Source organism: Allobosea sp. OK403, assembly GCF_900113835.1.
GTDB lineage: Bacteria > Pseudomonadota > Alphaproteobacteria > Rhizobiales > Beijerinckiaceae > Allobosea.
Map to the genome: position 1 here is coordinate 1281103 of NZ_FOQV01000001.1, position 26406 is coordinate 1307508.

The window sequence follows — 26406 nt, forward strand, 5'->3', positions numbered from 1 at the left end:
CGAACGGATGTTGCAATGCAAAAGAGTGCTGTCGCTAGATGGTGCAAGAGCATCGACCGTGCAAGCGGCCTTCGCTGGGCGACGGCAAAAGTTCCCGCGAGCAGTCAAAACGATGAAATTTCGGACTTTCCTACGATCGGCGCTTCCATGACGACACGGCAATGACTAAGTTTAGCGACAATCGGGGGAACATATGACGTTCCTCTCGCGTTGGAGAGGAAAGGAGTTTTGTCATGATCAAGACCTTGACCATCGCGGCCGCGCTCGTCGGAGGCGCCCTCATCGCCGCTCCGGCTTCGGCCGCCCCGCTCAGCGCGACGACTAGCTCGGCCCTGACGCTCGCCGATAGCGGCAAGGGCCTCGTCGAGACCGTGCAGTATCGCCGCTATGGCGGTTATCGTGGCGGACGCTATGGCTACCGCGGTGGTTATTACCGTGGTGGACGCGGCGCGGCCGTCGGTGCCGGCATTGCGGCGGGCGCCATCGGCGCGCTGGCTGCGGGCGCCCTGCTCGCGCCCGGTCCGGTCTATGCCGAGCCGGCTCCGATTTATGGCGGCCCGGTTTACGGCGCCCCAGTTTACGCCGGCCCGGGCCCCGACGCGGTCGCCTATTGCTCGCGTCGCTTCCGCAGCTACGACCCCGAGACCGGCACCTATATCGGCACGGGCGGCGTCGTCCGCTCCTGCCCCTGATAGCGCTTGCCCCTGACATCGCCTGACGGGCGAATACGACAGCCTTCGCGCAGCGATGCGCGGAGGTTTTTCATGTCTGGAACCAGTCAGGCCATATGTGGCATCAAGCTGAACGGGCTTGCCAGCGCGGCACGCCTACCGCTTATCCTCACGCTCTTCTGAGTCGGAGTTCGGTTCGTGCGCATCGCCACCTGGAACGTCAATTCGGTCCGCCAGCGGCTGGGCCATCTGCTCGACTTCCTGAAGGAGGCGCAGCCTGACGCGCTCTGCCTGCAGGAGATCAAATGCGTCGACGCCGATTTCCCACGCGCTGAGATCGAGGAGGCCGGCTGGCAGGTCGAAACCCATGGCCAGAAGACCTTCAACGGCGTCGCCATCCTCAGCCGCAGCAAGCTCGAGGATGTCCGGCGCGGCCTGCCTGGCGATGAGGCGGACGAGCAGGCGCGCTATCTCGAAGGCGTCCTGCCCATGGGCAGTGGCGTGGTGCGCCTGGCCACCATCTATCTGCCCAACGGCAATCCGCCCAATACCGAGAAATACCCCTACAAGCTCGACTGGATGAGGCGCCTCACCAACCATGCCCGGATGCTGCTGGAGCAGGAGGAGGCCTTGGTCTTCGCCGGCGACTACAACGTCATCCCCGAGCCGCGCGACGCCCGCGAGCCCGCGGCCTGGGTCAATGACGCGCTCTTCCTGCCACCGACCCGAGCCGCCTTTCGCGGCCTGCTCAATCTGGGACTGACCGAGGCGCTGCGCGCGACCACGGATGCGCCGGGGCTCTACACCTTCTGGGATTATCAGGCCGGCGCCTGGCAGCGGAACAACGGCATCCGCATCGACCATCTCCTGCTCTCGCCACAGGCGGCGGACCGGCTCGCGAGCGTGTCGATCGCCAAGCATGTCCGCGGCTGGGAAAAGCCGTCCGACCATGTGCCGGTGATGCTGGAATTGAACTGAGCGACGAGGCTCGACGCCTCTTCCCTTCTCCCCTCCCATCTCGGGCTTGCCCGAGATGGGCAACCCAAAATGTCAAAGTCGGCAACAGCCGACTTTGATGCGGGAGAAGGTGGCAGCGCGAAGCGCTGACGGATGAGGGAAGCGCCTCAACCGCTCTAAATGCGACTTGCGCAATCCTTCCCTCATCCGCCTCACTGCGTTCGGCACCTTCTCCCCCAAGGGGAGAAGGGTTCCCCGCGCCTGGTTCTGACTGGGGCGGACTTGAAGACTAATCCGCCGAGCCCCGCTTCACTCCGCCCTTGATGAACACCCGAAACGGCGTCGTGCCGGTGGCGCCGCCATCTAGCGAGCGCCAATTGCCGTTGGTGCAGAGCACGCCGCCTTGCGTCTCCACCGCCTCGAACGTGATCGCATTGCGATAGACCGTGCCATTGGGCGCGATCGCCCGGAAGTTCGTGGTGCATTTGCCGTCTGCGACGACCGGGTCGTAGTCGTGGATCATGATGCCGCCGCCCCCCGTGCTTGGGAACGGATCCTTGAGCGGAGCCCAGCGCTCGAAATCATCCTGCGCGGCAGCCCCCGCAGTCGTGAACATGATGGCGATGAGGCTGAAGGGCACGGCATGACGCATGGCGCAGGCTCCCGATGGGTCTGTTCTGGAGCGTTTTCGAGCGAAGTGGACACCGGTTCGCGTGAAGAAAACGCGTCAAAACAAAGGGCTAGAGTCATTGAACGATCCAATTGGATCGTTCAATGACTCTAGCTACGCCGGGATCGTGATGATGGATGCAGCCGCTGGCTCAGCGCTACTGCTGGCTGCGGCTGGCGAATTGCTGGCGCTCGACCATGGCGAGCGCCGCGCTGCGATCCGCAGGCGAGGCGGCAGCGAAAGCAGCCTCGCAGCGCTCGATGATCCAGGCCTCGCGCACCGCGTCCGCACTGTCGCGCGCCAGCGAGAGCCACATCAACCCGACCACCGGCGCGCGCGGCACGCCGTCGCCGCCGCGGATCAGCATGTCGCCGAAGACGGCGCGGGCCGGGGCGTGGCCCTTCTCGGCGGCGAGCTTCATCCAGCGCGCGGCCTGGCGCGCATCGCGATTGGTGCCCTGCCCGTTCATGTAGAGCCGGGCGAGATTGTACTGGCCTTCCGGGTCGCCGAAGTAAGAGGCGGCGTAGTGGAACATGTCGAAAGCCCGGTCGGCATTGGGCTTCACATAGCTGCCCTTGATACCATCGACGAAATAGCCACCGAGCGCGACGAAGGCGCCGCTAACAATGCGGCCATCGGCGGTGCCGGGAGTAGCGTCGGCATTCTCATCCGCGATCTTCGAGAAATATTCGAACGCCTTGAGATCATTGGCAGGCACGCCGTCGCCGCCGGCATACATCCGGCCGAGCTTGAACTGCGCCGTGAGATGGCCCTGGGAGGCGGCATATTCGAGCGCACGCACGGCACCGACCTGGTCGCCAGCGGTCGAGTCGCGCATCCAGGCCCGGATCGCATCGCGGGCGTTGCTGAAGGGGGCGATCGGCAGGGCCGTATGCGCGGCCGGGCCGCTCGGTGCGGGGGCGATCGGCCGCACGCTGGGAGCAGGCGGTGCGGGCGGAGCAAGATCGGGCTCGGGCAGCATCACGCCCGGGATCGGACGCGGCGGAATCGGCCCGCGCATAGGCACGCTGTCCTGCGCCCAGGCGGCCTGTTGGCCGCCCAGGATCAGGAACAATGCTGCAAATGTCGCGTCAAATATCCGCATAGCAATGGGTCTCGGCCGCCCCTCCCGGGTGGGTGACGGCCCCACCCTTCGCAGAGCCGACCGTCTGGGCGTATTTCCACAGCGCGCCCGATGCGTAGTCGGTCTTGCGCGGTGTCCAAGCCTTACGACGCGACTCAAGTTCGGCATCAGAAAGGCGGCAAGCGAGCTTTCCTGTGACCGCGTCGAGCTCGATGATATCGCCGTCGCGGATGAGTGCGATCGGGCCGCCGACAGCAGCCTCCGGACCGACATGGCCGACGCAGAAACCGCGCGTCGCGCCCGAGAAACGGCCATCCGTGATCAGCGCGACCTTGTCGCCCATGCCCTGGCCATAGAGCGCCGCCGTAGTCGCCAGCATCTCGCGCATGCCGGGGCCGCCCTTGGGGCCCTCATAGCGGATGACCAGCACGTCGCCGACCTTGTAGTCGCGGTTGGTGACGGCGGCGAAGGCGTCTTCCTCGCGGTCGAAGCAGCGCGCCGGGCCGGTGAAGGTCAGTTGCTCGGTCGTCATGCCCGCGATCTTCACGATCGCGCCCTCGGGAGCGAGGTTACCTTGAAGGCCGACGACGCCGCCATTGGGCGAAAGCGGCTTGTTCGCAGCGCGCACGACGTCCTGCTCGTCGTTCCATTTCACCGAGGCGAGGTTCTCGGCGATGGTGCGGCCGGTCACGGTCATGCAGTCGCCGTGCAGATAGCCATGGTCGAGCAAGGTCTTCATCAGGAGCGGGATGCCGCCGACCTCGAACATGTCCTTGGCGACGTATTTTCCGCCGGGCTTCAGATCGGCGATATAGGGCGTCTTCTTGAAGATCTCGGCCACGGCGAAGAGATCGAAATCGATGCCGCATTCATGCGCGATCGCCGGCAGGTGGAGCGCGCCATTGGTCGAGCCGCCCGAGGCCGCGACGACGGTCGCGGCGTTCTCCAGCGCCTTGCGGGTGACGATGTCGCGCGGGCGGATGTTGCGGGCGATCAGCTCCATCACCATCTCGCCGGCGGTGTAGCAGAAGCTGTCGCGCATGTCGTAGGGCGCCGGCGCGCCGCAGGAATAGGGCAGCGCCAGGCCGATCGCCTCGGCGACGGTCGCCATGGTGTTGGCGGTGAACTGCGCGCCGCAGGAGCCCGAGGACGGACAGGCGACCTCCTCCAGCTCCTTCAGATCCTCGTCGGACATCGCACCAACGGAATGCTTGCCGACAGCCTCGAACACGTCCTGCACCGTGACCGGCTTGCCCTTGAAGACGCCGGGCATGATCGAGCCGCCATAAATGAAGATCGAGGGCACGTTAAGGCGCACCATCGCCATCATCATGCCCGGCAGCGACTTGTCGCAACCGGCCAGTCCGACGAGCGCGTCATAGCAATGGCCGCGCATGGTCAATTCGACCGAATCGGCGATGCATTCGCGCGAGGCGAGCGAGGACTTCATGCCCTGGTGGCCCATGGCGATGCCATCGGTGACGCTGATGGTGCAGAACTCGCGCGGCGTGCCGTTGGCCGAGGCGACGCCCTTCTTGACGGCTTGAGCCTGGCGCATCAGCGAGATGTTGCAGGGCGCGGCCTCGTTCCAGCAGGAGGCGACCCCGACGAAAGGCTGGGCGATCTGCCGGGCGGTCATGCCCATGGCGTAGTAATAGGACCGATGCGGCGCACGAGCCGGCCCGACGCTGACGTGGCGGCTGGGGAGTTTCGATTTATCGAACACACGCACGTCCATGGTCTTTTTTTCCTCGTTCCACCCTGCGCTTGAGGCGCGTGGCAGATGTGCCACGCAGCCCGAGCCGGGCGCAACGCTGTCCTGCCTGCCGGCCGTAAGGGCAAGAGCCTCTCCCGGCCGTGAAACTCACACTCTAATTCTTCTATATCTCAGTGACTTATCGGAGCCCTCTGCTGGGCGCGCTTTGTGGCGGCTTCGCGGCAATTGGGCGGGCCCCTGGCCATCGCCACGCGATGCGGGAGCAGTGTTGCAGCAACGCCACAAATTCACGGCCAACTCTCGAAGGCGGGAACCTTTTGCGCTGTCGCGATTCATGCGACGCGATCGCTTCTAGAAGTTGAGAGCATGGCTCTTGCGAAAAACCGGTACCCGCTTTTTCGTAGCAACCTCTGGCGGCAGCACCCCGCCTCAGAGCACCAGCGGCAGGACGAAGAAACCGCCGACCACGATGACGAGCAGCGACAGCGCCACCAGCGGCAGGTGCTTCTCGATGAAGATGCGGATGTCGTCGCCATAGAAGCGCAGCGCCAGCGCGATCATCATGAAGAAGGTGACGCGCGAGACCACCATGCCGATGGTGAACTTCCAGATGTCGAAATGCAGGAAGCCCGACATGATGGTGACGATCTTGAACGGGATCGGCGTCAGCCCCTTGGTGACCAGCACCCAGAACCAGTAGTCCTGCGAGGTCGAGATCAATTGGGCGGCCTTGTCCTGCAAGCCGTAGATGCCAATCAGCCAGGAACCGACCGAATCGTAGAGCAGCGCACCGATGGCGTAGCCGAGATAGCCGCCCAGTACCGCGCCGAGCGAACAGAGACCGGCATAGAACCAGGCGCGGTCGGGCCTGGCGATGCACATCGGCAGCAAGAGCGGGATCGGCGGCAGCGGGCTGACGGAACTTTCGACGAAGGTCAGCGCGAAGAGGAGCCAGGGGGCGGCGGGGTGGGACGCATAGGAAACGCACCAGTCATAGGCTCGTTTGAGCATGGCGTAAGAGCAACCGGTCCTGGGTTAACGACGGCATCGAGCGCATGGCGGGCTTGCGCCCGACGCGCATCTAAGCCTGTCGGCGGAAGATTGCCAGAGTTGTCTTACGGTAACGTCAATTCGAAGACGGCTTCATGACCGAGTGGGGGCGCGCTCGACGGCTAACCTGTCTCATCAACCTCTCCGTCATTCCGGGCGCAGCGAAGCGGAGACCCGGAATCCATCCTAAGGCGCAGCGGCCTCCGATGGATCCCGGATTGGAAAGGCTTCGCCGCTTGTCCGGGATGATGGCGCGGTTGTCTCTCCCCCTCACGCCAACCGCGTCAGCGCCTCAGCGATCTTGAGCTTACGTGCTTCGGCTGCGGTCTTGCGATCGCGATTCTCCTCGACGACCTCCTCGGGCGCGCGGGCCATGAAGTCGGGATTGCCGAGCTTCTTGTCGACCACCGCGATGTCCTGGTCGAGCTTGGCCATCTCCTTGCTCAGCCGCACCCGCTCGACATCGAGATCGATGATGCCGGCGAGCGGCAGCGCCGCAACCTCGCCGCGCACGATGATCTGCGCCGATTGCGCCGGGGCGGTCTCCGCGAGGGCGATCTCGGAGACACGCGCCAAGCGCTCGATCATCGGCCGCCAGCTCTCGATCGTCGCCCGCGTCGCGGCCGAAGCCTTGACCAGCACGAGCGGCGCCTGCGTGCCCGCTGGCACATTGACCTCAGAGCGTACCGAGCGGATGTCCGAGATCAGGTCGACGACGAAGCCGATCTCAGCCTCGGCCGCAGCATTGCGCAGCGCCGCGAGATCGGGCCAATGCGTGAGACACACCAGCGCATCATCGCCCGAGGCGAGTTTGCGCGGAGCGCCCTCGCCCGCCTTCTGCGCCCAGAGCTCCTCGGTGAGGAAGGGCATGAAGGGGTGCAGCAACTGGCAGATCAGGTCGATGACATGCGCGACCGTCGCCTGCGTCTCGGCCTTCTCTGCAGGGTCGACACCCTCGCCCTGCAGCACGGGCTTGGCGAGCTCAAGATACCAGTCACAGAACTGGCCCCAGGTGAAGCGATAGGCCGCGGCCGCCGCCTCGTTGAACTTGAAGCTCGGGATGCCGGCGGCGATCTCTTCGGCCGCACGCGCCGCCTCGCTCAGGATCCAGCGGTTGAGCGGCTGCTTCACCTTGACCGGGTCGAACCCCTCCGCCCGGGCGCAGCCGTTCAATTCGGCGAAGCGCGCCGCGTTCCAGATCTTCGTCGCGAAGTTGCGGTAGCCCTCGACGCGCGCGGTCGAGAGCTTGATGTCGCGCCCCTGCGCCGCCATCGCGGCCAAGGTGAAGCGCAAGGCATCAGCCCCGTACTGATCGACGATCGTCAGCGGGTCGATGACGTTGCCCTTCGACTTCGACATCTTCGCGCCCTTCTCGTCGCGAACGATGGCGTGGATGTAGACGTCCTTGAACGGCACCTCATCCATGAAGTTGAGGCCCATCATCATCATCCGGGCGACCCAGAAGAAGATGATGTCGAAGGCGGTGACGAGCGTCGCGGTCGGGTAATAGCGCTTGAGCTCGGCGGTGTCCTCGGGCCAGCCCAGGGTCGAGAACGGCCATAGCGCCGAGGAGAACCAGGTGTCGAGCACGTCCTCGTCGCGGGTGAGTTCGACCGTGCCGCCGTAATGGCCGAGCGCCAGCGCTTGCGCCTCGACCTCCGATTCCGCCACGAACACTTCGCCGTCAGGCCCGTACCAGACCGGGATCTGGTGGCCCCACCAGAGCTGGCGCGAGACGCACCAGGGCTCGATGTTCTCCAGCCAGTCGTAATAGACCTTGGTCCAGCTTTCCGGCGTGAACTTGGTGCGCCCGTCGCGGACCGCCTTCAGCGAGCGCTGCGCCAGCGGCCTGACGTCGACATACCACTGGTCGGTCAGCCAGGGCTCGATCACGACATCCGAGCGGTCGCCATGCGGCACGGTGTGGCCATGCGGCTCGATCTTGGAGAGGAAGCCGCGCTCGGCCATCAGCGCGACGACGCGCTTGCGCGCGGCGAAGCGGTCGAGGCCGTGCAGCGCCAGCGTCTCGCTCTCGGGCGCCGAACCCGCAAGGAAATCGGCATTGTCGGCGAGCAGGATCCTGGCCTCGCCATCGAGGATGTTGACGACGTCGAGCTTGTGGCGCTTGCCGACCTCGAAATCGTTGAAATCATGCGCCGGAGTGATCTTGACCGCGCCCGTGCCCTTCTCCGGATCGGCGTAGTCGTCGCCGAAGATCGGGATGATGCGCCCAACCAGCGGCAGCACCACATTCCGGCCAATCAGATGGCCGAGCTTTTCGTTCTCGGGATGAACTGCGACGCCGGTATCGCCCAGCATGGTCTCGGGCCGCGTCGTCGCCACCGTGATGAAGGTCGAGGCGTCGTCGGCATCGTAAGCCACACCTTCGAGCGGGTAGTTGAAATAGTAGAGATGCCCGCCGGGATCGCGGTTCAGCACCTTCTCAAGCTTCGCGGAATCGAAGGCCTCCTCCCCGCCCCGCTCCCATTTGAACGAGCCGGATTTCTCGACCTGAACGACCTCGAGATCGGAGATCGCGGTCTGGAACTTCGGGTCCCAGTTCACCAGGCGCTTGGCGCGATAGATCAGCCCCTGCTTGTGCAAGGCGACGAAGACCTTGAGCACGGCCTGGCTCAGGCCCTCATCCATGGTGAAGCGCTCGCGCGACCAGTCGCAAGAGGCGCCCAGGCGCTTCAGCTGGTTGACGATCGTGCCACCGGATTCGGCCTTCCAGGCCCAGACCTCGTTCAGGAAGTCTTCGCGTGTCATGTCGCGGCGGGAGATGTTGCGCTCGGCTGACAGCTTACGCTCGACCACCATTTGCGTGGCGATGCCGGCATGGTCGGTGCCCGGCTGCCAGAGCACGTCCTTGCCGCGCATGCGCTCGAAACGGCAGAGCGCATCCTGCAGCGTATTGTTGAGCGCATGGCCCATATGCAAGGAGCCGGTGACGTTGGGCGGGGGGATCACGATGCAATAGGGCTCGGCACCGGGTACAGCCCCGCGCCCGGCCTTGAAGGCGTCGGCCTTCTCCCATGCCGCGCTGACGCGCGCCTCGACTGTCGCCGGCTCGAATGTCTTGTCCATCATCGCTTCGCTCGAACGCAAAAAGGCCGGGGAGCACGCCCCGGCCGTGAAAATCAAAGGCCAAAAAGGTCGACGGACTTAAGAGCCCAAGCAAGGCATACGCGTCAAGCAAGGCCTGCGCGTCAAGCAAGGCCTGCGCGTCAAACTAGGCTCGCGCGTCAACGTCTTCGAGCGATCACGACGCCGCATCAGGCCGCAGCATTGGATTGCAGGAACCATAAAGCCTTGTCGAGCATGCGCGAATAGGCGGTCAGCAGATCGGCGGTGCCGGCGTCGCCTGCCTCATCGGTCTTGTCGATCGCTGCGCGCACCAGATTGGCGGTCGCGGCATAGCGTTCGATTAGCGCGGCGAGATGATCGCCGACCGCGACGATATCGGTCGGATAGGCTTTCAGCGTGGTGGCCGAGGCGGTCGTCTGCGTGGTGCCCAATGCAATGCCGCCGAGCTGGGCGATGCGCTCGGCGACCGTATCGACATGTTCGTCGAGATCCTTGCGGAAGCCGTCGAGCATCAAGTGGATGCCGATGAAACCCGGCCCTTTCAGGTTCCAATGCGCCTGCTTGGTGACGAGCGCGAGGTCGATTCCATCAGCGAGACGCTCATTCAGCAGGCTGATCACCTCGGCCTTGGTGTTCGAGGTCAGGTCGATCTTGGAGACGGGCTTCTTCATGGCGATATCCTCGACGGAGTCATCTGCGGAAGGCCTGCCAGAGGAAAAGATCTGGTCGGGCTCTTGGCTCGAGATACGCGCGAGGGCGCTTCGCGTTCCCCAGGTTCTCGTTCCCAGGATCGAGACGGCAGGGCATCGCGAGAGGCGGCGGAAGGAACTGTTGCAGCGTCCACCCGTTGAGAACGTGAACGATAGGAGAATGTCCCATGACCCATCGCACCGACCAGGATCGCGCCTGGACGCTGATCGACGATATCGGGCTGTGCATGCTGGTGACGCATGACGGTTCGAGCGACGAGTTGCGCTCCCGGCCGATGAGCGCCCATGCCGCCCGCGACGAGGATGCGATCTACTTTCTGACCGACGCGCGCAATCACAAGGATGACGAGGTCGAGATCAACGACAATGTCTGCCTGACCTTTGCCGACAATGGCGGCTATCGCTATGTCTCCGTGACCGGCACAGCCAACATCCTCGACGACCGCCGCAAGATCGGCGAACTCTGGTCAACCGCTGCGAAGGCGTTCTGGGAGAGCAAGGACGATCCCAATATCCGCGTCCTGCGCGTTAGGCCCGCCATGGCCGAGTTTTGGGACAGTCCCGGCAAGATCGTCACGACAGTGAAGATGGCGGCTGCCGCGATCACAGGCTCGAAGCCCAATCTCGGCGACAATCGCAAAGTGGTCCTCTGACCATTGCAGCAAGGGAACGATTGCGATGAAGTTTTTCGTCCACGCGCTCGGCGCCTGGTTCGGGGCCGGAGCAGCGTCAGGCCGCTATTCCCGCCCCGTCACCATCGGCATCGCGATGCTGGTCGCGCGGCTCGGCACGCCGACGCTGGCCCTGATGCTCGGCAGCCTCATCTACAAGAAACTGCGCTCGGAAGGCGCTTTCGAACGGCTGCAGACCGTGCCCACCAGGAAGCCTCGCGCCACGCGGGCCTGACCAAGCGGTAAAGACAACCACGCGATGTCTGAGGTCGCGCCGGCCGGCGCGACCGCGTTTAGAGTATCTTCGCGCGAAGAAAATGCGATAAAACAAGGAGCTAGAACATGTCCACGCTTCGGAGAAACGCGGAAAGGCTCTAGTTGCGGCCGCCGCGCGCTACGCGCTCGATCTCGGCGCGCACCAGCCGCTCGACCATGGTCGGCAGATTGTCGTCGAGCCAGCTCTTCAGCATCGGCTTCAACATATCCTTCACCAGATCCTCCAACGTGCGGGCGTTGTTGGACAAAACCGTATGGGCAAGCTGGCCGAAGGCACTGGTGACCGCCGAACTCGTCTGGTCGGAGAGAAGCTGAGCCATGTCGAAGGACGGCGCGGACGCAGCAGGCGGCGGAGCCGGAGCCGGCACGGAAGCCTGCGGCAAGACGGGTTCCGGCTCGGTTGTCGCGACCGGCTCCGCGGCCTCGAGGAAGTCGATATCACTGGATTCGGCGAGCGCCTGGGCCTCGGCCGGCGGCTCAGGCTCCGGTTCGGGTGCGGCGACCAGGCTGGCTTCGGCCCCGAGATCGAGTACGTCGTCGTCGGCGGCCGACACGGCACTCGCACCGGCGAGCAGCGCCTTCAACTCGTCGTCCCCATCCGTTACGGCAGCAGGCGGCGCTTCGGCAGGCTTGGCCTCGTCATCCGAGATGATCCGACGAATGGAGGCAAGGATTTCCTCCATCGACGGTTCGCTGGGCTTCGGTTGCGCGCTCATCTTGGGTCCGGACCACTCGACACCAGGCGCGTCGATAGAATCAACGCCGCTCCTGCCTTGAGTATTTCACGGGGAGCAGCTCGGGCAAGGCGGCTTTTCAGCCGCCCACAAGAGAAATGCCCGCTGTTGCGCGAATGTTATTCTGAATCAGCGCCCATCTGGCGTCTGGGTGCCCCAGAGCAAGCCCTTGACCTGATCATAATGCTTGCGTGCATCATAGGTCTCGGTCTTGAGCTTCAGCGTCTCGGCCGAAAGCCGGCCGACCGCCGAAAGCACCGAATAGGAGGCGACGACGCGGTCGCGCTGCGCCGTGACCAGGGTCGAGCGGGCGCTGACAAGCTCCTGCTGCGCGTTGAGCACGTCGAGCGTGGTGCGCTGGCCGACCTTGGCCTCCTCGCGCACGCCAGACAGCGCGGTCTCGGCCGCCTGCACCTGCGCCTGGGCCGCGATGATCTGCGCCTTGGCCGCCTCGAGGCCACCCCAGGCCGAGACCACCGCCGCACGCACCGTGTCGCGCTGCGTATCGACATCGATCCGGCGCTGACCGGCCGTCTCCTTGGCCTGTCGTGTCCGCGAATAGACCTGGCCGCCCTCATAGATCGGCACGGTCAGCGTGCCGACGACGCTGGCGCTGGTCCGGTTGTCACCGAAATAGGTCGAATCATAGCGCTGCTGGACGACACCGCGCACGCCGAAGGTCGGGTAGAGGTCCGCTTCCGTGACCTTGACCTGCAATTCGGCGGCATCGACGCCATGCAGCGAGGCGATGATCGAGGGATGCCCGGTCAGCGCGACGTTGAGCGCGGCGGGCAGCGATTTCGGCAGCAGATTCTCGATCGGCCGTCCCGGCGCGAGCTGCTTGGGCTCGGTGCCGACATTCTGGCGGAAGCGCGCGATCGAGGTCTTGAGGTTCGATTCGGCGAGAATCGCCTGCGACTGCGCTGCCGACAGGCGCGCCTCGGCCTGAGCGACGTCGGTGCGCGTCACCTCGCCGACCTGAAAGCGGTCACGGGTCTGGCGCAGTTGCTCTTCCAGAACCTCGACATTGTTACGATTGAGATTCAGGATCGCGGTGTCGCGCAGCACGTTCATATAGGAGGTCGCGGCATCGAGCAGGACGTTCTGCTCGGTGTTGCGCAACGTCGCGCGTGCGCCCAGCACCAGCGATTCGGCCTGGCTGACGGAGCTGCGCGTCTTGCCGCTGTCGAAGATGTTCTGGTCGATCTGCACGCCGCCGCCACGCGGACCGAGCCGGCTGAGCGTGCTGTTGTGAAAACCCCGCGTCGTATCCTTGGCGGGAGTATCGCTCTCGGAAATGCTCGCGCCGATATCGGCCGAGGCGGTGATCTTCGGCCGATAGCCGGAGAGCGCCTGCGGCACGTTCTCATTCGTCGCCCGCAGCGAAGCACGCTGCGAATTCAGCGTCGGATTGCCCGAATAGGCCCGCGACAACGCCGCATCCATGGTTTGAGCGCTGGCGGCGGCAGTGCCCCCGAACAGCAATGCAACGGCGATCAATGCCGCAGCACCAAACTCAACCGACTTCTTATCGAACTTCTGTCTCGTCACCGGACGCCTCATGTGCGGACTGCTGTCACGCCCAGGCATCGCCCCAGCCTCGGCATAAATTTAAGAATCCTACATAGCCGTAACCGAGGCACGCGCCAACGTGGGCTGGGCACCAGATCGGGTTTCCGTTTCGCACTGCCGCAAAAATGCGACACCTTTCGTTCAGAAAACGAAGGCCGGCGCCTTGCGGAATTCCGCCAGAACCGGCGCTGCGGCGTCGAAAACCGGGCGCCCCGAGACGGTTTTTCCCGATTTCTGATAGAGCTTTACCCGTGCGGAGCGCCCGAGCCCCTCGACCGCGATGAGCCGGCCGCCATCGCGCAACAACGGGAAAAGTTCGTCGGGGCCGGTCTCACAGGCGCCGCCGACCAGGATCACGTCGAAACTATAATCAGCGGGGCGCTTGCCCGCCAGCACGACAGCGCCGGCATCGGCCCGCTTCAGGGCTGGGCCAGCCAAGGCGGCGGCCTCGGCATCCGGCTCCCAGAGCGTCGCAGCCGCACCCATGCTCGCCATCACGGCTGCGCCATAGCCCGTGCCGCCGCCATATTCGAGCGCGCTCTCGCGGGGTTGCACGGCAAGCGTCTGGATCATGCGGATCACGACCATCGGCGTCATCAGCGCCCTCCCCGTGCCGGGCAACGGCACGGACTGGTCGAGATAGGCGAGGTAGGACAGCGTATCGGGCAGGAAGGCCTCGCGCGGCACCGTATCGGCCGCCGCCAGGACGGACCGGTCGGTAATGTCATAGGTCCGCAATTGGCAATCGACCATCATGCGGCGCAGCGCGGCGAAACTGTCCATGTCCCGAAATCTCCGTCTGCGACACTAGGCCGGCAGCTCGCGGCCGGCGCCACCAAAAGCGGGCCGATACGCCATGGCCCGGGGCCCGAGCCAAGCCTATCGACCGATCCGACAGCTTTTGTTCGAGGCCGCGTCAAAAGGCAAGACGCCAGGGAGCAACACGCCAAGGGACAAGACACCATCACGGCATGACGCCACGAGGGCGCGCGCGCCGCGGAGCGGACCCGAATCTCAGCTATTGGCGATGGTTGGGAAAATTGGAGGCCTCGCCCGGAATCGAACCGGGGTGCAAGGATTTGCAGTCCTCTGCGTAACCACTCCGCCACGAGGCCATCCCGATGTCCGCGCTGGCGTGACATCTTGCACGGCGTATAACCACATGCCGGGCCGGGCCGCAACCCATCCTCGCCACGCCGCGCGGCATGACCCACGGGCAAATTGGTGAGCCGACGTTTTCCCACCTGCTTTGTCGCAAAGGGCTTGCGCGCTCTCGGTGGCATGGGTATACGGCGGCCACTGATCCCGGATAGCTCAGCGGTAGAGCAATCGACTGTTAATCGATTGGTCGCAGGTTCGAATCCTGCTCCGGGAGCCAGACTTTTCCACGCCTTGGCGCGAACTGTGCCCGCGTGCGATTTTTCCCTACGCTACGAGCCGGTTTGCTCCCGTCGGCTAGGCCAGCATTGGATTGCGAGGCAGATCGAAGACAGGTGTAGAACAGCGACACGTACCACGGTCGCCCACCTCTTCTGAGCACTCATCGCGGAATCAGCGCCACGGCGTAAAAGACAGGCGATCTGCGGTGCATGGCAGCTCTGCGCCAAGAGCTGACATTGGTCATCTGCACAGAAGCGGAAGTCCAACACATCAGAAAGAACACCTCTAAGCGCTGGCCTACCAAAAATCGGATGATAGCCGATTGCGGTCTTTGAAACAGATCCGCATTTTCAGCTGGAGGGAGGGAACTAGGCATGTGCCGCTGCCGTGCGGCCGCCCAGATATGCGGCACGGATTTCCTCGTTGGACCAGAGTTGCGTCGGGGTGCCCGAAAGCACGAGCTTGCCGGTCTCCAGCACATAGCCGCGATCAGCGACCGAGAGACCCATTCGGGCGTTCTGCTCGACCAGAAGCACGGTCGTCCCGCGACGCCGAATCTCGGCGATGATGGCGAAGACCGCCTGCACAATGACGGGCGCGAGCCCCAGAGAGGGTTCGTCGAGAAGCAGAATGCGGGGCTTGGCCATCAGCCCCCGCGCCACCGCCACCATCTGCTGCTGGCCACCCGACAGGGTCCAGCCGAGTGCGTCGGCGAAGCGGCGGATATCGGGGAAGAGGTCGAACATCTCGTCGGCCTCGCGCCGGATCGCCGAGGTCTTGAGGCCTTTGCGGTTTGAGGCACCGAGCATGATGTTCTCGCGCACGCTCAGGCCGGGGAAGATACGGCGGCCCTCCGGCACTTGCGCGATGCCGCGGCGAACGATCTCCTCGGGCTTGAGCCCGACGATCGACTGCCCCTCAAACAGAATATCGCCCGAAATGGGCTTTTCCAGTCCCGAGATGGCGCGCAGCGTGGTCGATTTGCCCGCACCGTTGGAGCCCAGCAGCGTGACGACTTCGCCTTCGTCAACGATCAGGGAGATGCCCTCGACGGCTTCGATCTCGCCATAGCGGACGACGATTGATTTCAGTTCAAGCAGCGACATCGGGAGCCGTTCCAAGATAGGCCGCAATCACGTCGGGATGCTGCAGCACATCTGCCGAGACGCCGTCGGCGATATGGCGGCCGAAGTTCAGCACGGTGATATGCTGGGCGACCTCGCTCACCAGCGTCATGTCGTGGTCGATGATCAGAATGGTCAGGCCGCGCGCCGAGATGCGCTTGAGCAGATTGCGCAGCTCGACCTTCTCGGACGAGTTCAGGCCGGCCCCCGGCTCGTCCAGCAGCAGCAAAGCGGGATCACCGGCGAGCGCACGGGCGATCTCGACTGCGCGCTGATGACCATAGGAGAAGCCGGCGACGACCTCGTCGGCCCTGTGCTCGAGGTCGACGAAGGCAAGTGCGGCGCGCGCGCGGGCGATGACGGCGGCTGGATCGTCGGCGGCCGTGTTTCCCGGGCGCTCGGCGCCGACCATGACGTTCTCCAGCGCCGTCATCGAGCGCCACAGCCGGATGTTCTGGAAGGTGCGGCCGAGACCGGCTTTCGTGCGGGCATGCGGCGGCAGGCTAGTGATGTCCTGCCCATTCAGAATGACGCTTCCGGATGTCGCCTTGTAGAGGCCGGACAGGACGTTCAGCGTCGTGGTCTTGCCGGAACCGTTGGGTCCGATCAGCGCATGTACGCCGCCGCGCTTGATCAGCAGATCGACCTCGTCGACCGCTTTCAGGCCACCGAAATGCTTGGAGAGCTTGCGCACCTCCAGGACCGTCTCGGCGCCCGCACCGCCACCGGAGAGTTGCAGGGCGTCGCCGGTTTTGACCGAATGCCTCGCGCGCTTGAAGCGATCGAGCTGCCCGCGCAGATAGCCCCAGATGCCGTCCGGCATGAACAGGACAATCAGGATGACCGCCGCGCCGTAGATTGCCAGATACAGGCCCGGGATGCTCTTGAGGAAGCGCAGCCATTCCGGGATCAGGATCAGGAGCCCGGTGCCGATGACCGCGCCGATCGGCGAGGCGACGCCGCCGAGCAGCGCCATGGTCAGGAACACAACCGACTCGGCGAAGGAGAACTGGTCCGGGCTGACATAGGCGAAGCCGCCGGCAAAGAGCCCGCCGCCGATGCCGCCGAGGATGGCAGACAGCGCGAAGGCCGTGACCTTGGTGCGATAGATGTCGATGCCGGCAACACCCGCAGCGAGTTCGTTGTCGCGCACCGCCCGCATCGCGCGGCCAAGCCGCGTATCGCGCAGGCGCCAGACCAGATAGCCGAGCCCGGCAAGCACCGCGATGCAGAGCCCGAGATAGTAAGACCCATCGACGAGAAGCGCCGGGCGGGGAATGGCGCGCACACCATCCGGCCCCTTGGTCACGGGAATCCAGTTGATCAGGATGAGCGTCAGGATCTGCTGGAAGGAGATCGTCACCATGGCGAGGTAATGCCCGCCGAGCCGCAGCGTCGAGGCGCCGAGCAGCGCCCCAAACAGCGCTGCGAGGCTGGTGCCTATCATCAGGCAGATCCAGAAATTCAGGCCGTGCTCGGTCTGCCCGAGCCCGACCGCATAGGCGCCGAGCCCGAAGAAGGCAGCCTGGGCGAGATTGATCTGGCCACAGAGGCCCAGAACGATCGTCAGGCCGAGCACAGCGATGGCGTAGGTCGTCGCCTGCAGTGAGATGTTGAGGATGTAGCCGGTCTTCGGGATCAGGACGGCGAAGACGATCGCCGCCGCAACGAAGAGGATATAGGCCGGCACGCCCCAGTTCAGGCGCGTACGGGCGACCTCGGTGGCGGGGGAAGCAGTCGTGCTCATGCTTTTTCCGCCACCCGCTCGCCGAATATGCCCCGTGGCCGGAAGATAAGGAAGGCGATCAGGACCAGAAAGGCGAAGCCGTCCTTGTAAGGGACGGAGATATAGGCGGCGCCGAAGGTCTCGATGACGCCGAGCGCCAGACCGCCGATGATCGCGCCCGTGACGTCGCCGAAGCCGCCGATGATGGTGGCGGCGAAGGCCTTGAGCGCGATCGCCGCGCCCATGCCGATCGAGACGAACAGGACCGGCGCCACCAGAATGCCGGCGATGCCGCCGATCACCGCCGAATAGACGAAGGTGACCATGATCATTGCCGCGACCGGTATCCCCAGCAGCGCGGCCATCTCCTTGTCCTGCGAAGTCGCCTGCAGCTTCTTGCCCAGCAGCGTGTGCTCGAAGAACCAGTATTGAAGCACGACCAGGATCGCCGTCACGCCGATGATCAGCAGGTACTGGCTGTCGACATAGACGGGCCCGACCAGGAAGCCCGGCGTCTCGAACCAGCCCTCGAGAACCTCCGGTTCCGGTCCGTGCAAGGCGAGCATGCCATTGGCCAGGAAGATCGAGGCGCCGATCGTCGAGATGATCACCGGCAGATAGGTGCGGTGCCGAAGCGGGTAATAGACCGCCAAGTTGAAGACCGCGCCCACCGCCGCCATGCCGACGAGCGCCATGATGAAGGCCAGCCAGTAGGGCAAGCCGAGCTTGAGCGTGAACACCACCATCATGAAGGCTGCCAGCATCGAGAACTCGCCTTGAGCGAAGTTCACGACATTGGTCGCCCGGAAGATCAGCACGAACCCCAACGCGACGAGCGCATAGACCGAGCCGATGCCGATTCCGGTAAAAAGCAGTTGGAGAGCAAGATCCATCAATCTACCGCGCGCAAATGAAGCCGGATCGGTCCTCCGGGCGACAGGGCATGCCCGCCGCTCGGAGGCGTGATCTAGGATGGTTCCGAAAAAGCGGGCACCGGCAGAGCGCGGATCTCGCCGGGAGGCGAAACCAACGCCGCGCCGAAGAGATCAGCCGAGGTTCGGCGTGAAATCGAGCCGCTTGTCGAACCTGATCTCGCCCTTGTCGTTCTTGACGATGTTGTAGCCATGTAGGCCGTCACCGTTCTTGTCGAAGTTGTATTCGCCCTCGGCGCCCTTGTGGCCGCGAATGGCAAGCATCGCCTCGCGAACCTTGGCCGGTTCGGTCGAACCCGCCTTGTTCATCGCCAGCGCGAGGCAGGTCACGGCGTCGAAGGTCCAGGAGGACTGGTTGTCGGGCGCGACTTTGCGAACATCGCGATAGGCCTTGCCGAAGGCTTTCGAGGCATCGCTGGAATCCTCGGCATAGTCAGCCACGCCATAGGTGTTGTAGAGCGCCGGGCCGGCGAGCTTCAGCGCCGAGATGTTGACGATCGACGGCGAGCCGACCCACGGGATGGTGACGCCGAGCTGACGCAACTGGCGGGCGAAGATGCCCAGATCCGTCTCGAAGGTAAAATAGGTGCCGAGGATGTCGGCGCCCGACTGGCGAACCGCCAGCACGACCGGCGTAAAATCCTGGCTCTGGTTGGCATAGCCCTGGTCAAGCGCGAGCGTCGCGCCATTGTCGGCCAGGGAATCGGCGAGCGCCTTTCCGCCAGCCGTGCCGAAGGCGTCGGTCGAGTGGACGATCGCCCACTTCTTCTTGCCGAGCTCCTTGGAGCCGAACTGGGCGATGACCTTGCCCGAATAGGAATCATTTGGACGGAAGCGGAAGAGCCAGGGGTTGTTGAGCTTGGTCAGGTTCGGGTCTGTGCCGCCGAAGCCGACCGGCTTGCCCACCTTCAGCATGTCGGGGGCCATCGCGTGCATCTGCGTCGAGCGGATCGAGCCGAGGAAGGCGACGATGTCGGGCTGGCTCGCCAGCTTGGAGAAGGCCAGCACCGCGCCGGGGTTGGTGGTCTGGTCATCCTCGAAGATCAGCTCGACCGGCTTGCCGAGCACGCCGCCGGCCTTGTTGACCTGTTCGAGGGCGAGCTTGGCGCCCGTCTGGGCGAAGGAGCCGGATTCGGCGGCTGCGCCGGTCATCGGCATGACCATGCCGAATTTGACCGTAGCGCCTTGCGCGAAAGCGCTGCGAATAAGCGCCGGAGCGGCGATGGTTCCAGCAACAGCGGTCGTGAACCCGCGGCGGGTCAACAGCATGGCAATCCTCCCTATTGGGCCGGATCTTGGCGCCCGACCTCGCGTTCCGTTATGCGAATCATACATTCGTCTAACGCGGATAACGCCTCATCCTTTAGTCCACTGCTGTGGGCCAGTGGCTGCCGACAGCGCCGCACAGGCCGCACAGTTCGACCAGCGCCAGCTTTGGGCATTCGCCCCGTATCGCTTGCGGCTAGCCGGTCATCGCCTCCCAGAAACGCGCCTTGTGCAGGACATTGGCGAGGATGTCCTGCGCACCGCAGAATCCGCAGTCGAGGCAGCCCAGGAACCATTGCAGCCAGGCGGTGATGTCGAGCTCAGCTTTCTGGGTCCGCTCGAGGACGGCGTAGTAGCCCTTCCGCTCCAGGCGGATCTGGGTATTTCCGCATATGCAAGATTGTTCACCGCACATTCAGCGGCGAATGGGCCTCTCAAACTCCGCAAGACGCTCCGACCCAGGAAGATGGTGGATCAAGCCGCTTCGGGAAGCGCTTTTTGATCGGGGCCAGGGGCTTCCTGATAGAAGCTGGCGGCGTGCGGAACATAGGGCGCTTCAAGCACCGCTATCTCCGCCTCGTCGAGTGCGAGGTCCAGCGCGCCCAGCCCGTCATCGAGATGGGCAAGCTTGCCCGCACCGATAATCGGCGCAACCACGCCCTGCCGCGACAGCAGCCATGCGAGCGACACCTGCGCTCGCGAAACGCCGCGCTTGTAGGCGATCTCGCCCACCGCTTCGACAACGCTTTGATCCGCCGCCGCGGTGTGGGCGTAAAGCCGCTCCGCGGTGCGGTCGTGACGCACGCGCTCCGAGGTCGATTCCGCGGCCCAGGGCCGGGCGAGCCGCCCTCGCGCCAAAGGGCTCCACGGGATGACGCCGATGCCTTCGGATCGGCACATCGGCAGCATCTCACGCTCTTCCTCGCGGTTGAGAAGATTGTAGTGCGGTTGCACGGAGACAAAACGGCTGAAGCCGTTGGCCGCCGCGACGCTCTGCGCCTTGAGCAACTGCCAGGCAAACATCGAGGAGGCGCCGAGATAGCGCACCTTTCCGGCGCGCACGACATCGTTCAACGCTTCCATCGTCTCCTCGATCGGCGTCTCCTCGTCCCAGCGATGGATCTGGTAGAGGTCGACGTGATCGGTTCCAAGTCGTTTCAGACTGCCGTCAATCGCGGCGAACAAGGCCTTGCGCGACAGGCCGCGCCCGTTCGGGTCCGGGCGCACCGGGTAGAAGAGCTTGGTCGCGATCACGACCTCGTCGCGCCGGGCGAAATCGGCAAGCGCGCGGCCGAGCGCGATCTCGCTTTCCCCTGCACCATACATGTCGGCGGTATCGAAGAAGGTGATGCCACGCTCGAGGGCGTGCCGGATGACGAGGCGACTAGCCGCTTCATCGAGCCGCCACGCCCTCGATTCGACACCGAAGCTCATGCAGCCAAGCCCGATTCTGGATATCTTGAGGCCCGAACGGCCGAGATTGGCGTATTTCATGGCGCTTCCCTTTTTCGGTCGATGAATCGCGACGCCGGCGATGGCCAATGTGATCCCGAGCAGTTCGGCAGCGGCAGGCGTCCAGAGCGTTTTCGAGCGAAGCGGGTACCGGTTCGCGTGAAGAAAGCGCGTTAAAACAATGGGCTAGAGCAGCACTACGAAGCCGATCGCCGCTGCCGCAACTGCGGCAGCATCAGCCGATGCGTCCCGCACGAAAGCCGCGCCATCGCGAGGTCCGTGACACATGGGATGGCCGAGGACGATGTGCCCACGCCACTCACGCGCGGGAGGGCGGCGACGTTGCGCGGGCCGCGCAGCGACATCGGCATGGTCATTCGGTTTGCGGGGCAATGAGCCGGATCGACAGCATCGCAACCTTATCGGGATAGCGGCAACACCGTAAATGTCGAAGCGAAGGAGTCGCGCTGAAAATTCCTTCGAAACGAAGGATGCTGGCGATTATTGCCACCTGGCTCGTCGAGGTCTCTGCGCATTTCCATGAATTTGGAGATTCGTCTGACCGTCGTCGGACAGCCCCGACGATCCAGCCCCCGCTTCAGTCCACAGTTCCAGGCGCCATCAATGTGATGCCTTCGCCACGACATCGTCACGAGATGGTCAGATGCCGTTCAGCATCCGACCGCATTTGCGGTGTGAGTTAGGCCGTTCATCCGCAACTGATGGAGGAACGTCCATGCGCATGATCACTACCTTGGCCACCGGAGCCGCGCTCGCATTGTCCATGGCCGCCAATGCACAGACCCCCTCGGACCCGCCCAAGCCCAGCCGCCCATCGACATCTGCACCGCAAGCCCCATCGGCCCCGCCGACGATTCAATCGGTCAACGTGGTCGACATCAGTGAATTGCCGGCGGCGACTCAATCGCAGGTCACCGAGATCGTCGCCCAACGGGGGGACGGTGAGCTTCAAAAGCTCCGGAGTTCGGTCGACTCCACGCCAACCATCAAATCGGCTCTGGAAGCTAAGGGACTATCGTCAACCCATGTCCTGTTCGCGCAGATGAGCGAGAACGGGCTGCTCACGATCGTCACCAAGAAGGCTGGCTGAGCCTGTGGACAGCCCGGCGCTCGCTTGCGCCGGGCTTGTGATTCCCTGGTGCGCCACTGCCAGCCATCGAACGGCGTCCGGCTCTTCGTCCGGCCTTCCCCAACACAGCGCAGGCCCTCGAAGACCACCTGCTCCGGCGCGAGCCGTTCAGGTCCCGGCCGCTCCTTGCGTCCCCGCCCTCCCTGAACGCAGGTGCACTTTTCCATTCATCGGTAGTTCTGCGGCGCCGGCATAGATCGGACCCACACCGATCCACCGGAAGGAGAATTCAATGCGTAAACTGATCCTCGCCGCGAGCCTGGCGCTTGGTGCCGCGGCGTTCCTGCCCGCGATCGCCGAGGCCGCGCCGGCCTTCGCCTCGGGCCGGGAGATCCAGGCTCCGGCCGGCGACATCCAGCAGGTCCAGTATCGCGACTGGCGCCATGATGGCCGCCGCTTCGACGGACCCCGGGAGTTCCGCCATGGCCCGCGCCGTTATGGCCCTCCGGCCTACGGACGTCGTTTTGGCGGCCCGCCGCCCTATTATGGGCGTCACCACCGCCGCCATTACGACCGGCCCTATTACCGCTGATCGTCCAAGTCACTGATCGCCCAAGTCAGCGAACATCCAAGTCAGCGATCATCCAAGTCAGACCGCGCCGCAGCACCACGCTGCGGCGCGGTTTTTACATGCAGGAGCAGGATGCGAAAAAGTGGCCACCGGTTCTTCGCATTGGTCCTGCTGTCACTCTTAGATGAGAGACGGATCAGGCGGCGGCGACTGTCGCGCCGAGCTCGCCGACCAGGGCGCGTAACGTCTCCGCGCTTCTCGCGAGGCCGAGAGCCGTCGCCTCCACCCGGTCGATCGCCGCGATGGTTTCCGTCATGGCCTGGCTCGAGCGCCGCGCGCCGCTGACCACATCGGAGGACTGCGCCGAGATCAGGCCTGCGGCCTCCGAAATCCGACCGGCCAGGCCGAATTGCGAGGCGAAGGTAACGACCGCCTCGTTGCTGAGACGCGAAATCGTCTCGACGCTGTCGGTGATGGCGTCGACGCTGCCGACGCAGCGCCGCGTCGCGGTCTCGATCTTCTCGATCTGCCCGGCGACGGCCTGGGTCGCCGTTCCGGTCTGCGCGGCCAGGTTCTTGACCTCATGGGCGACGACAGCAAAACCCCTGCCGGCATCCCCGGCGCGCGCGGCCTCGATCGTGGCGTTCAGCGCCAGCAGGTTGGTCTGGTCCGAGATCTGCTTGATGACGGCCACGATCGAGCCGACCTGTTCGATGACCCCGGCCAGATCGGCCATCGAATCCTTGATGTCGGAGGCATGCGCCACGCTGGTCGCCGTCGCCTCGGCGGCGCCGGACAGGCGCGCGCCCATATCGCTGGTGAGCTGGTGCAATTGGCTGGTGGTATCGGCGCTTTCGGTTGCCAGGCGATAGGCCTTGGTCGAAGCGACCTCAGCCTCTCTCGACTGCTCCAGCGTCGCTTGCGCCTTCTCCAGCATCTGCCGCGCCGCCGCGGTCAATTCGCGGGCGCTGCTTTCGAATGTCGTGCCGAGCGCTTCCGTCCGCTGGCTGAAGGCCTTGAGCGCCCCGTCGAGAGAGTCATGCCGCTCGACGACGGCGCGGCGCGTCTCATGCTGCTCGACGGCGATGGCGCAGACCAGGTCGAAATAGAGAAGCCGCATCAGCAGGTCGACGTCGCGCGGCGACACGGCCTGTCCGAGCAGGCGCCGCATGCCACGCCTGGCGCGCGCCTGCAGCAGCGGAAGCACGAGTTTCTGGCCGACCTGCAACCGCGCCCTGGCGCCGATCATCGAATCGAACTCGACCTTCAGCATCTGTTCGAGGGAGGTCAGATAGCTCTCGTCGAAACGCGCCTGAAACAGCACGTTGAAATGCGACACGACCGCGCGCGTCAGCGCCTCCCCATGGATATCGAGCGAAGCCCGGCTCGATTTCAGATGGTCCTTGGTGATGCTGATATTGTGCCGGATCACGCGCTCGATGATACGGCCGACTTCAGGCGCGAGCTGCCGCGCCAGTTCACGACAGTCATCGTCGATTCCGTAGAGTCGCAGGCGCGGCTCGATTTCATCGACCGTCGGAATCTGGATGTTACGCGAATCGAGGCGCATTCAGTGCAGATCTCTCCAGAGTGCAGGAGAAAAACGAGCGTTCAAAGCGCGCCATATCAGCGTCACACCGGTTAAGATGCGATGAAATCGCCAGCCGGCGCAGCGTTCCCCAGCAATGCTGGCAGCGGATTCAAAGCTGATCCCGCAAGAGGGCAGGCCAAGGGCTCAGGCTCTGTCGCGCCTCATTGACTTGCCCCGGGGCATCAATCGCGCCACGAGCCAGAAATAAGCGGGATAGGGTAGACAATTCACCGCCTTGGCGAACCAGGCCAGGCGCCGCGGGAAAGCGATCTCGAAACCGCCGCGCGCGAAACCCTCGACGATGCGCCGGGCCGCCTCCTCGAGCGGCATCAGGAAGGGCATCGGGTAGCCGTTCCTGCGGGTCAGCGGCGTGTCGACAAAGCCCGGGTTGACCAGTTGCAGCCGGATGCCGAGCCTGTCGCAGTCGAATTTCAGCGCCTCGCAGAGATGGATCGCCGCCGCTTTGGACGCGCCATAGGCCGCTCCGCGCGGCATACCGCCATAACCCGCAATCGAAGCGTTGACGGCGATCTGCCCTCGGCCGCGCGGCGTCATGCGCTCCAGCACGGCCGCCAGCCCCTTGGCCACGCCGAACAGGTTGACGGCGAAAGCCTGCTCGAAGGCAGCTAGATCGAATGGGCCGGAATGGACGTGAGGGGCAATGCCGGCATTGAGGAAGGCGAGCGCGATCGGACCGTGCACGCTCTCGATTCCATCCACCACCGCCTGCATCGCGGCAGCCTCGGTCACGTCGCCGGCATGGGCGACGATGCGGCCGGGCAATCCTTCCGCGCGCCGGGCGATATCCTCGAGCAGGTCGAGCCGGCGCGCGGTGATCGCGACGGTCCAGCCCCGCCGCGCCAGTTCGAGTGAAACCGCCTCGCCGATGCCCGAACTCGCACCCGTGACCCAGGCGACCCCGTCCTTCGGCTGCATGCGCGGCAATGACATCGAGGCTCCCGGGCGCGGTCGACGGATCATCGCGCTATCTAGAGGTTGTTAGGGACCGTTTGGAAACGTGAGCCCTCATCCTGAGGAGCCGCGCAGCGGCGTCTCGAAGGATGGCCCAGGAGGCTCATGAACCATCTGGAGCATCCTTCGAGACGCCATTCCTCGCGGAATGGCTCCTCAGGATGAGGGCTCGGAGGTTTCCAAACGGCCTCTCACAACCTCTAGTCCCTGCCGTCCTGCGACGGAAGGGCTAGGCGGAACGGCGGCATGCTCCCCCCAGGAAAGCCGCTCTATCCCGGGAGAAAGCATTCTGGCGCGGCCAGCCCAATCCGTGCAATCTCCGCACCCCGCGCCGCCGAAGCGCGCCCCAGGGACGACCAGACCATGCCGACCGAATTGCTGTTTCGCCAGGACGCCTATCTGAAGGAGACGTCGGCACGCGTCGAAGCCGTGAATGAGCGCGGCGGCGTTATCCTCGACAGGACGGTGTTCTACGCGACCGGCGGCGGGCAGCCGGGCGACGCCGGCAAGCTCGTTCGCGCAGACGGCAGCGAGATTGCGATCGGCACGGCGATCTACGATCCCGAGGACAAGAGCCGCGTGATCCATGTTCCGCTTGCAGGACAGGTTGAAGGACAGGCCGCTCCGCAGCCCGGCGAGACTGTGACGGTCGTGCTTGACTGGGAGCGCCGGCTGAAGCGCATGCGCATCCACACGGCGCTGCATCTGCTCAGCGTGGTCTTGTCCTATCCGGTGACAGGCGGGGCGATCGGCGAAGGCGACGGGCGGCTTGATTTCGACATTCCCGAAGGCGGACTCGACAAGGCCGAGATCTCCGGGACGCTCAACGCCCTGATCGCCCGCAACGCCGATGTCACCGAAAGCTGGATCACCGACGAGGAGCTCGACGCCAATCCGGGCCTGGTCAAGACGATGTCGGTGAAGCCGCCGCGCGGTTCGGGCCGTGTCCGATTGGTGGCCATCGGCGACATCGATCTGCAGCCCTGCGGCGGCACCCATGTCCGCAACACCGCCGAGATCGGCCTTGTCGCGGTCACGGATATCGAGAAGAAGGGCAAGCAGAACCGGCGCGTCCGCATCGCGCTCGCCTAGATCAGGTCGCA

At 64.6% G+C, this 26406-nt stretch carries 24 protein-coding genes and 2 tRNA genes; 8 read left to right on the plus strand and 18 right to left on the minus strand.

Going from position 1 to position 26406, the window contains the following annotated elements:
* The first annotated feature begins 233 nt into the window (after window positions 1–233).
* The gene (locus BMZ97_RS05665) at window positions 234–692 is read left to right on the plus strand and encodes a BA14K family protein (protein ID WP_092166332.1); all 459 of its coding nucleotides are present in this window, start codon (window positions 234–236) and stop codon (window positions 690–692) included.
* A 177-nt stretch (window positions 693–869) separates the two neighbouring features.
* Window positions 870–1649 carry an exodeoxyribonuclease III gene (gene xth, locus BMZ97_RS05670; protein ID WP_092166334.1) on the plus strand — a complete coding sequence of 260 codons (780 nt, stop codon included), beginning with the start codon at window positions 870–872 and terminating at the stop codon, window positions 1647–1649.
* 268 nt (window positions 1650–1917) lie between these two features.
* On the opposite strand, the gene BMZ97_RS05675 is transcribed toward xth, so the two are convergent.
* The 6 genes from BMZ97_RS05675 to dps form a co-directional block, all read right to left on the minus strand.
* A complete protein-coding gene (locus BMZ97_RS05675) occupies window positions 1918–2280 on the minus strand; it encodes a hypothetical protein (RefSeq protein ID WP_092166336.1) in 363 nt (120 codons plus the stop codon).
* A gap of 175 nt (window positions 2281–2455) precedes the next feature.
* Complete coding sequence (locus tag BMZ97_RS05680) at window positions 2456–3403, minus strand: tetratricopeptide repeat protein (protein ID WP_244546244.1); 948 nt, start codon at window positions 3401–3403, stop codon at window positions 2456–2458.
* Window positions 3390–5120, minus strand: a complete 1731-nt coding sequence (gene ilvD, locus BMZ97_RS05685) for a dihydroxy-acid dehydratase (protein ID WP_069691866.1) — start codon at window positions 5118–5120, stop codon at window positions 3390–3392. The genes BMZ97_RS05680 and ilvD overlap by 14 nt, the downstream gene beginning before the upstream one ends.
* Window positions 5121–5528: 408 nt before the next feature.
* Window positions 5529–6110, minus strand: coding sequence for a YqaA family protein (locus BMZ97_RS05690; RefSeq protein WP_092166344.1), 582 nt, complete (start codon window positions 6108–6110; stop codon window positions 5529–5531).
* A 309-nt stretch (window positions 6111–6419) separates the two neighbouring features.
* Entirely contained in the window at window positions 6420–9239 is a 2820-nt protein-coding gene (locus tag BMZ97_RS05695; RefSeq protein ID WP_092166353.1) for a valine--tRNA ligase, read from the minus strand.
* A 185-nt stretch (window positions 9240–9424) separates the two neighbouring features.
* Window positions 9425–9907, minus strand: a complete 483-nt coding sequence (gene dps / locus BMZ97_RS05700) for a DNA starvation/stationary phase protection protein Dps (RefSeq protein WP_092166355.1) — start codon at window positions 9905–9907, stop codon at window positions 9425–9427.
* 206 nt (window positions 9908–10113) lie between these two features.
* Between dps and BMZ97_RS05705 the strand changes: the two genes are divergently transcribed.
* Window positions 10114–10599: a pyridoxamine 5'-phosphate oxidase family protein gene (locus BMZ97_RS05705; RefSeq protein ID WP_092166357.1), complete on the plus strand. Its 486-nt coding sequence runs from the start codon at window positions 10114–10116 to the stop codon at window positions 10597–10599.
* 25 nt (window positions 10600–10624) lie between these two features.
* A complete protein-coding gene (locus BMZ97_RS05710; protein WP_092166359.1) occupies window positions 10625–10852 on the plus strand; it encodes a hypothetical protein in 228 nt (75 codons plus the stop codon).
* Window positions 10853–10991: 139 nt separating this feature from the next.
* On the opposite strand, the gene BMZ97_RS05715 is transcribed toward BMZ97_RS05710, so the two are convergent.
* From BMZ97_RS05715 to BMZ97_RS05730, 4 genes are all read right to left on the minus strand, one after another.
* Complete coding sequence (locus tag BMZ97_RS05715) at window positions 10992–11609, minus strand: PopZ family protein (protein WP_092166361.1); 618 nt, start codon at window positions 11607–11609, stop codon at window positions 10992–10994.
* A 147-nt stretch (window positions 11610–11756) separates the two neighbouring features.
* Window positions 11757–13178 (minus strand): TolC family outer membrane protein, encoded by a 1422-nt coding sequence (locus BMZ97_RS05720; protein ID WP_244546245.1) that lies wholly within the window; start codon window positions 13176–13178, stop codon window positions 11757–11759.
* A gap of 162 nt (window positions 13179–13340) precedes the next feature.
* On the minus strand, window positions 13341–13982 hold the full coding sequence (locus BMZ97_RS05725; protein ID WP_092166363.1) for a protein-L-isoaspartate O-methyltransferase family protein: 642 nt from the start codon (window positions 13980–13982) through the stop codon (window positions 13341–13343).
* 258 nt (window positions 13983–14240) lie between these two features.
* Window positions 14241–14314: transfer RNA gene (locus tag BMZ97_RS05730), tRNA-Cys, on the minus strand.
* A gap of 188 nt (window positions 14315–14502) precedes the next feature.
* Here BMZ97_RS05730 and BMZ97_RS05735 point away from each other — a divergent pair.
* A tRNA-Asn gene (locus tag BMZ97_RS05735) sits at window positions 14503–14577 on the plus strand.
* A 370-nt stretch (window positions 14578–14947) separates the two neighbouring features.
* On the opposite strand, the gene BMZ97_RS05740 is transcribed toward BMZ97_RS05735, so the two are convergent.
* The 6 genes from BMZ97_RS05740 to BMZ97_RS05765 all read right to left on the minus strand — a co-directional run bounded on the left by BMZ97_RS05740 (window position 14948) and on the right by BMZ97_RS05765 (window position 21121).
* On the minus strand, window positions 14948–15685 hold the full coding sequence (locus BMZ97_RS05740; RefSeq protein WP_092166370.1) for an ABC transporter ATP-binding protein: 738 nt from the start codon (window positions 15683–15685) through the stop codon (window positions 14948–14950).
* Entirely contained in the window at window positions 15672–17450 is a 1779-nt protein-coding gene (locus tag BMZ97_RS05745; protein WP_092166371.1) for a branched-chain amino acid ABC transporter ATP-binding protein/permease, read from the minus strand. Before BMZ97_RS05745 ends, BMZ97_RS05740 begins: the two co-directional genes overlap by 14 nt.
* Window positions 17447–18322 (minus strand): branched-chain amino acid ABC transporter permease, encoded by an 876-nt coding sequence (locus BMZ97_RS05750; protein WP_092166372.1) that lies wholly within the window; start codon window positions 18320–18322, stop codon window positions 17447–17449. The genes BMZ97_RS05745 and BMZ97_RS05750 overlap by 4 nt, the downstream gene beginning before the upstream one ends.
* Before the next feature lie 153 nt (window positions 18323–18475).
* Window positions 18476–19630 carry an ABC transporter substrate-binding protein gene (locus BMZ97_RS05755; RefSeq protein WP_092166373.1) on the minus strand — a complete coding sequence of 385 codons (1155 nt, stop codon included), beginning with the start codon at window positions 19628–19630 and terminating at the stop codon, window positions 18476–18478.
* A 193-nt stretch (window positions 19631–19823) separates the two neighbouring features.
* Window positions 19824–20042 carry a hypothetical protein gene (locus BMZ97_RS05760; protein WP_092166374.1) on the minus strand — a complete coding sequence of 73 codons (219 nt, stop codon included), beginning with the start codon at window positions 20040–20042 and terminating at the stop codon, window positions 19824–19826.
* A gap of 59 nt (window positions 20043–20101) precedes the next feature.
* Window positions 20102–21121 (minus strand): aldo/keto reductase, encoded by a 1020-nt coding sequence (locus BMZ97_RS05765; protein WP_092166375.1) that lies wholly within the window; start codon window positions 21119–21121, stop codon window positions 20102–20104.
* Window positions 21122–21815: 694 nt separating this feature from the next.
* Here BMZ97_RS05765 and BMZ97_RS05770 point away from each other — a divergent pair.
* Together BMZ97_RS05770 and BMZ97_RS05775 are read left to right on the plus strand one after the other, a co-directional pair.
* The gene (locus BMZ97_RS05770) at window positions 21816–22190 is read left to right on the plus strand and encodes a hypothetical protein (protein WP_092166377.1); all 375 of its coding nucleotides are present in this window, start codon (window positions 21816–21818) and stop codon (window positions 22188–22190) included.
* A 271-nt stretch (window positions 22191–22461) separates the two neighbouring features.
* Window positions 22462–22761 carry a hypothetical protein gene (locus BMZ97_RS05775; protein ID WP_092166379.1) on the plus strand — a complete coding sequence of 100 codons (300 nt, stop codon included), beginning with the start codon at window positions 22462–22464 and terminating at the stop codon, window positions 22759–22761.
* A 175-nt stretch (window positions 22762–22936) separates the two neighbouring features.
* Here BMZ97_RS05775 and BMZ97_RS05780 read toward each other — a convergent pair whose 3' ends face one another.
* Together BMZ97_RS05780 and BMZ97_RS05785 are read right to left on the minus strand one after the other, a co-directional pair.
* The gene (locus tag BMZ97_RS05780; protein WP_092166381.1) at window positions 22937–24310 is read right to left on the minus strand and encodes a methyl-accepting chemotaxis protein; all 1374 of its coding nucleotides are present in this window, start codon (window positions 24308–24310) and stop codon (window positions 22937–22939) included.
* 165 nt (window positions 24311–24475) lie between these two features.
* The gene (locus tag BMZ97_RS05785; RefSeq protein WP_092166383.1) at window positions 24476–25282 is read right to left on the minus strand and encodes an SDR family NAD(P)-dependent oxidoreductase; all 807 of its coding nucleotides are present in this window, start codon (window positions 25280–25282) and stop codon (window positions 24476–24478) included.
* Window positions 25283–25666: 384 nt separating this feature from the next.
* Here BMZ97_RS05785 and BMZ97_RS05790 point away from each other — a divergent pair, with 384 nt between their 5' ends.
* Window positions 25667–26395, plus strand: a complete 729-nt coding sequence (locus BMZ97_RS05790) for an alanyl-tRNA editing protein (protein WP_092166385.1) — start codon at window positions 25667–25669, stop codon at window positions 26393–26395.
* The last annotated feature ends 11 nt before the right edge of the window (window positions 26396–26406 follow it).

What these genes read in the sequence shown, in the direction of transcription:
- BMZ97_RS05785 (WP_092166383.1), bottom strand. Translation starts at nt 25,282, where the DNA reads ATGTCATTGCCGCGCATGCAGCCGAAGGACGGGGTCGCCTGGGTCACG.
- BMZ97_RS05680 (WP_244546244.1), bottom strand. Translation starts at nt 3,403, where the DNA reads ATGCGGATATTTGACGCGACATTTGCAGCATTGTTCCTGATCCTGGGC.
- BMZ97_RS05715 (WP_092166361.1), bottom strand. Translation starts at nt 11,609, where the DNA reads ATGAGCGCGCAACCGAAGCCCAGCGAACCGTCGATGGAGGAAATCCTT.
- BMZ97_RS05760 (WP_092166374.1), bottom strand. Translation starts at nt 20,042, where the DNA reads ATGTGCGGTGAACAATCTTGCATATGCGGAAATACCCAGATCCGCCTG.
- BMZ97_RS05705 (WP_092166357.1), top strand. Translation starts at nt 10,114, where the DNA reads ATGACCCATCGCACCGACCAGGATCGCGCCTGGACGCTGATCGACGAT.
- dps (WP_092166355.1), bottom strand. Translation starts at nt 9,907, where the DNA reads ATGAAGAAGCCCGTCTCCAAGATCGACCTGACCTCGAACACCAAGGCC.
- BMZ97_RS05740 (WP_092166370.1), bottom strand. Translation starts at nt 15,685, where the DNA reads ATGTCGCTGCTTGAACTGAAATCAATCGTCGTCCGCTATGGCGAGATC.
- BMZ97_RS05765 (WP_092166375.1), bottom strand. Translation starts at nt 21,121, where the DNA reads ATGAAATACGCCAATCTCGGCCGTTCGGGCCTCAAGATATCCAGAATC.
- BMZ97_RS05690 (WP_092166344.1), bottom strand. Translation starts at nt 6,110, where the DNA reads ATGCTCAAACGAGCCTATGACTGGTGCGTTTCCTATGCGTCCCACCCC.
- BMZ97_RS05710 (WP_092166359.1), top strand. Translation starts at nt 10,625, where the DNA reads ATGAAGTTTTTCGTCCACGCGCTCGGCGCCTGGTTCGGGGCCGGAGCA.
- BMZ97_RS05780 (WP_092166381.1), bottom strand. Translation starts at nt 24,310, where the DNA reads ATGCGCCTCGATTCGCGTAACATCCAGATTCCGACGGTCGATGAAATC.
- BMZ97_RS05770 (WP_092166377.1), top strand. Translation starts at nt 21,816, where the DNA reads ATGCGCATGATCACTACCTTGGCCACCGGAGCCGCGCTCGCATTGTCC.
- BMZ97_RS05745 (WP_092166371.1), bottom strand. Translation starts at nt 17,450, where the DNA reads ATGAGCACGACTGCTTCCCCCGCCACCGAGGTCGCCCGTACGCGCCTG.
- BMZ97_RS05675 (WP_092166336.1), bottom strand. Translation starts at nt 2,280, where the DNA reads ATGCGTCATGCCGTGCCCTTCAGCCTCATCGCCATCATGTTCACGACT.
- BMZ97_RS05790 (WP_092166385.1), top strand. Translation starts at nt 25,667, where the DNA reads ATGCCGACCGAATTGCTGTTTCGCCAGGACGCCTATCTGAAGGAGACG.
- BMZ97_RS05665 (WP_092166332.1), top strand. Translation starts at nt 234, where the DNA reads ATGATCAAGACCTTGACCATCGCGGCCGCGCTCGTCGGAGGCGCCCTC.
- BMZ97_RS05755 (WP_092166373.1), bottom strand. Translation starts at nt 19,630, where the DNA reads ATGCTGTTGACCCGCCGCGGGTTCACGACCGCTGTTGCTGGAACCATC.
- BMZ97_RS05725 (WP_092166363.1), bottom strand. Translation starts at nt 13,982, where the DNA reads ATGGACAGTTTCGCCGCGCTGCGCCGCATGATGGTCGATTGCCAATTG.
- BMZ97_RS05750 (WP_092166372.1), bottom strand. Translation starts at nt 18,322, where the DNA reads ATGGATCTTGCTCTCCAACTGCTTTTTACCGGAATCGGCATCGGCTCG.
- BMZ97_RS05775 (WP_092166379.1), top strand. Translation starts at nt 22,462, where the DNA reads ATGCGTAAACTGATCCTCGCCGCGAGCCTGGCGCTTGGTGCCGCGGCG.
- ilvD (WP_069691866.1), bottom strand. Translation starts at nt 5,120, where the DNA reads ATGGACGTGCGTGTGTTCGATAAATCGAAACTCCCCAGCCGCCACGTC.
- BMZ97_RS05695 (WP_092166353.1), bottom strand. Translation starts at nt 9,239, where the DNA reads ATGATGGACAAGACATTCGAGCCGGCGACAGTCGAGGCGCGCGTCAGC.